Source organism: Shewanella sp. SM32 (assembly GCF_025654235.1).
Taxonomy (GTDB): Bacteria; Pseudomonadota; Gammaproteobacteria; order Enterobacterales; family Shewanellaceae; genus Shewanella; species Shewanella oncorhynchi.
Genome location: NZ_JAKKRO010000121.1, coordinates 1 through 3118, shown reverse-complemented (window position 1 = coordinate 3118; position 3118 = coordinate 1). Strand labels below are relative to the sequence as shown.

General features: G+C 44.1%; 2 protein-coding genes and 2 pseudogenes. 2 read left to right on the top strand and 2 right to left on the bottom strand.

Features of this window, described 5'->3' with window-relative positions; all coding sequences use genetic code 11:
• On the bottom strand, positions 1 to 170 hold a 170-nt coding region (locus L5M10_RS23410), incomplete at its 3' end, for a transposase (RefSeq protein WP_263255912.1).
• Positions 171 to 246: 76 nt separating this feature from the next.
• Positions 247 to 1068 (bottom strand): annotated as a pseudogene (locus L5M10_RS23405) (ammonia-forming cytochrome c nitrite reductase subunit c552); the annotation flags it as partial.
• 225 nt (positions 1069 to 1293) lie between these two features.
• Between L5M10_RS23405 and narQ the strand changes: the two are divergent.
• Both narQ and L5M10_RS23395 read left to right on the top strand, forming a co-directional pair.
• A pseudogene (narQ, locus tag L5M10_RS23400) lies at positions 1294 to 2871 on the top strand (nitrate/nitrite two-component system sensor histidine kinase NarQ); the annotation flags it as partial.
• A gap of 58 nt (positions 2872 to 2929) precedes the next feature.
• Positions 2930 to 3118 (top strand): helix-turn-helix domain-containing protein (locus tag L5M10_RS23395; RefSeq protein ID WP_263179487.1); only part of this gene is annotated, 189 nt, incomplete at its 3' end.

Sequence of the window (3118 nt, the reverse complement as noted above, 5' to 3'; positions counted from 1 at the left end):
TGTCCGCTTACCGGCACGGCATATCCTTGAGCTTTTAACTGATTGCGCCAATTGTACAGCGTCTGCTCAGAAATGCCTTCCTCTGAAGCCAACTGCGCCACAGAGCGATTTAACGGCGGTAATAACTTTTTTAATATTGCTTCTTTTCTTACTGGTGAATAAACAGCCATTTGAACCTGCTAACCACCCGCCGTCTGACTATAACTATTGTGAAAAGAAGACAGGACAACTACTCTGACACGGCGGGCAGTCAACGCAACTCACATTATTCATGCCGTGAATACCCATTTTCCACGTTTCATACTCTGGATGCTGGGCTTTTAACATTGGTGTCTTAGAAAGGGCGTGTGTCCAATCAGAAAATTGGATTGAGTCATAGTAGACTTCCATTTTTTCAACTGTTGTACCCATATCCCAAGGGAATTTAACAAAATTCTTTTTGTCGTCAGTTTTCTCAAAATAATACTCAACGTGGCACTGAGCACATACCATTGATTCTTTATCTTGTTTAGACGCTTTGCTGAAAGGTGTACCTATAGCTTCAAAAGCACGGTCTGCATAAGGGCGTGAAATACGTAACTTTGGAGAGCTTTTTTCATGGCAATCACCACAACCAATGGTATTTGTCACTTCAGGGCCACCCTTTGACCACTTACCTTTGAAGTAACCATCTTCGCCTTGCTCTTCAATCAAGCGAGGTACGTCAGGGCTCTTACAGCTCCAACATGCCATCGGCATAGGACCATCTTCCGCATTAGCGGGTGCACCTGTACGTAGCGTGTTGCGTACGTCAGTTACCGCATACATGTGGCCGCGTGGTGCATTATAATCTTTAGCAAAACCATAACCCGCCCATAAGATCACCATATTAGGATCTTGTGCAAGTGCATCCACTAGTTCTTCACTCTTTGCGGTATCATGCCAGCTACTGTATTGATTCTTAAATTTATCTTTATAAACTTCGTTGCGAGGCTCTGTTTTATCACTCGCCATTGCGCCCGCTGCCATGAAGCTGGCGGCAACCAGTGCACTCAGTGCAAAGGACTTACCTGTCATCTTCTTCATCATCTCATCTCCGTGTTGCATTATTGTTGTAAATCACGACATCTCCATGGTCAAACTTAGTGATTTAACCCTGCTAAAAATATACCTCTTAGGGGGTATCTAGGTTGAAGTTTGCGCTAGATCAAAATGTAAAGGTGTTGTTGTTCACATTTCTATACTTTTGTTAATGTATTACATTATTTTCTAATGTAAAAACCACTGCAAAGTGCCATAACAGCGGCCATCAAAATGAACAGCGGATTAATGAAACGAGGTAGTCTCACCTCAAAAATCTTAGGATTAATGTTAGTACTTATTCTGCTCTCTAGTAGTTTATCGACTTTTGCTATCATCAATTTGTCCTACAGCTTAGGCGACGCCAAGGCGATTAATGCCTCAGGGTCGCTGAGGATGCAAAGCTATCGGTTAATGTTTTACGCCAACTCAGGCAGTGATGCTGCGCAGGATAAAATCACCGAATTCGAAAATACGCTCTATTCCGACACGTTAAAGCCCTCGGAAAGTTGGTTTAGTCCGCCAGAAATTGCCGCTCAATATCAGCTTGTCATCGATAAATGGCTGGTGATGAAACACTACATAGAACAAGAAAACTCCCGCGATTATGTCGCCTCACTGAAGGACTTTGTTGATACCATAGATTTACTGGTGCTTGAGATGGAGCACTACGCCGCCTTTAAACTCAGGCTCCTTGCCGCCAGCCAAATATTAGGCTTAGGCGTCATGCTCATTATCGCTTTTGTGGCCGTGCGTTTTACAAAGAAGAAAGTAGTGATCCCACTGCAAAAACTGATGGAATCGGCCAACACGATTTCTAAGGGTAATTTTGAAATTGAAATGCCCGAGACCGAATATATTGAACTTACAGCGCTGACCCATGCCCTACAAAAAACGGCGAAGGAACTCGCGACGCTTTATGGCAACTTAGAATCGCAGGTAGCAGAAAAAACCTTAGCGCTGACAAGGGCCAACAACGAGCTGGCATTCTTATATGATAACCTACTGACATTAAACGCGAATAAACTCGATTATAAGGCGCTCAAGGCGGCGCTGAATCAGTTAAAAGGCTATGAATCACTCGACTACCTAAGACTCATTATCCAGTATCCCGAGCAAGAGCTTGAAGTGATTGAGGCCGATGGCGGCTGGCCAGATATGACTCAAGAGAGCACCCGTTTTCCACTGCAATTTGAGCAGGCTAATTTAGGCTATTTAGAGTTAATTGCCGCTCAAACACCCAATATCGCCTTGTTTAACAATTTCGCAATTATGCTGACGCGCTCAATCGTGATCCACAATGCCACAGAGCAAAGACAGCAACTGGCGCTAATGGAGGAACGTGGCGTAATTGCCCGAGAGCTGCACGACTCTTTAGGTCAAGTGCTATCTTTCCTAAAAATCCAAATTAGCTTATTACGCAAAAACTTAGATTGCAGTTGCCGCAGTCCAATCGTTGAGGCGCAGCTAACCGAAATCAACGAAGGTGTAAGCACTGCCTACGTGCAGCTCAGGGAGTTACTATCCACCTTTAGGCTCACAATTAAAGAACCCGATCTAAAAAGTGCTTTAGAAGCTATGCTTGAGCAACTCAGGACAAAGACGAATATAAAGATAACCTTAGACTATAAACTTGCGCCACAATGGCTAGAGGCAAAGCAACACATCCACATACTGCAGATCACGCGAGAAGCGACGTTAAACGCCATCAAACACGCTGAGGCCAGCCTCATTAACATCCATTGCTATAAGGATGACGAGGGTATGGTCAATATTGATGTTTGTGATAACGGCATAGGTATTGGACATTTATACCCGTGATCAATGAAGATGCTTGATTTTCAGTGAAATGAGGATCAAGCTAACGATTATGAAACTACTCCTTACTCCTGAACAAAAACAAGTCCTAGAGACCCAGCATGCTCAAACGCGTGACGGGCGTATTCGTGACCGCATCAAAGCAGTACTGCTTGCATCCGAAGGCTGGACCCCGGCAATGATTTCTCAAGCATTACGCATTCATGAAAGCACTGTACGTAATCACCTTGCCGATTACACC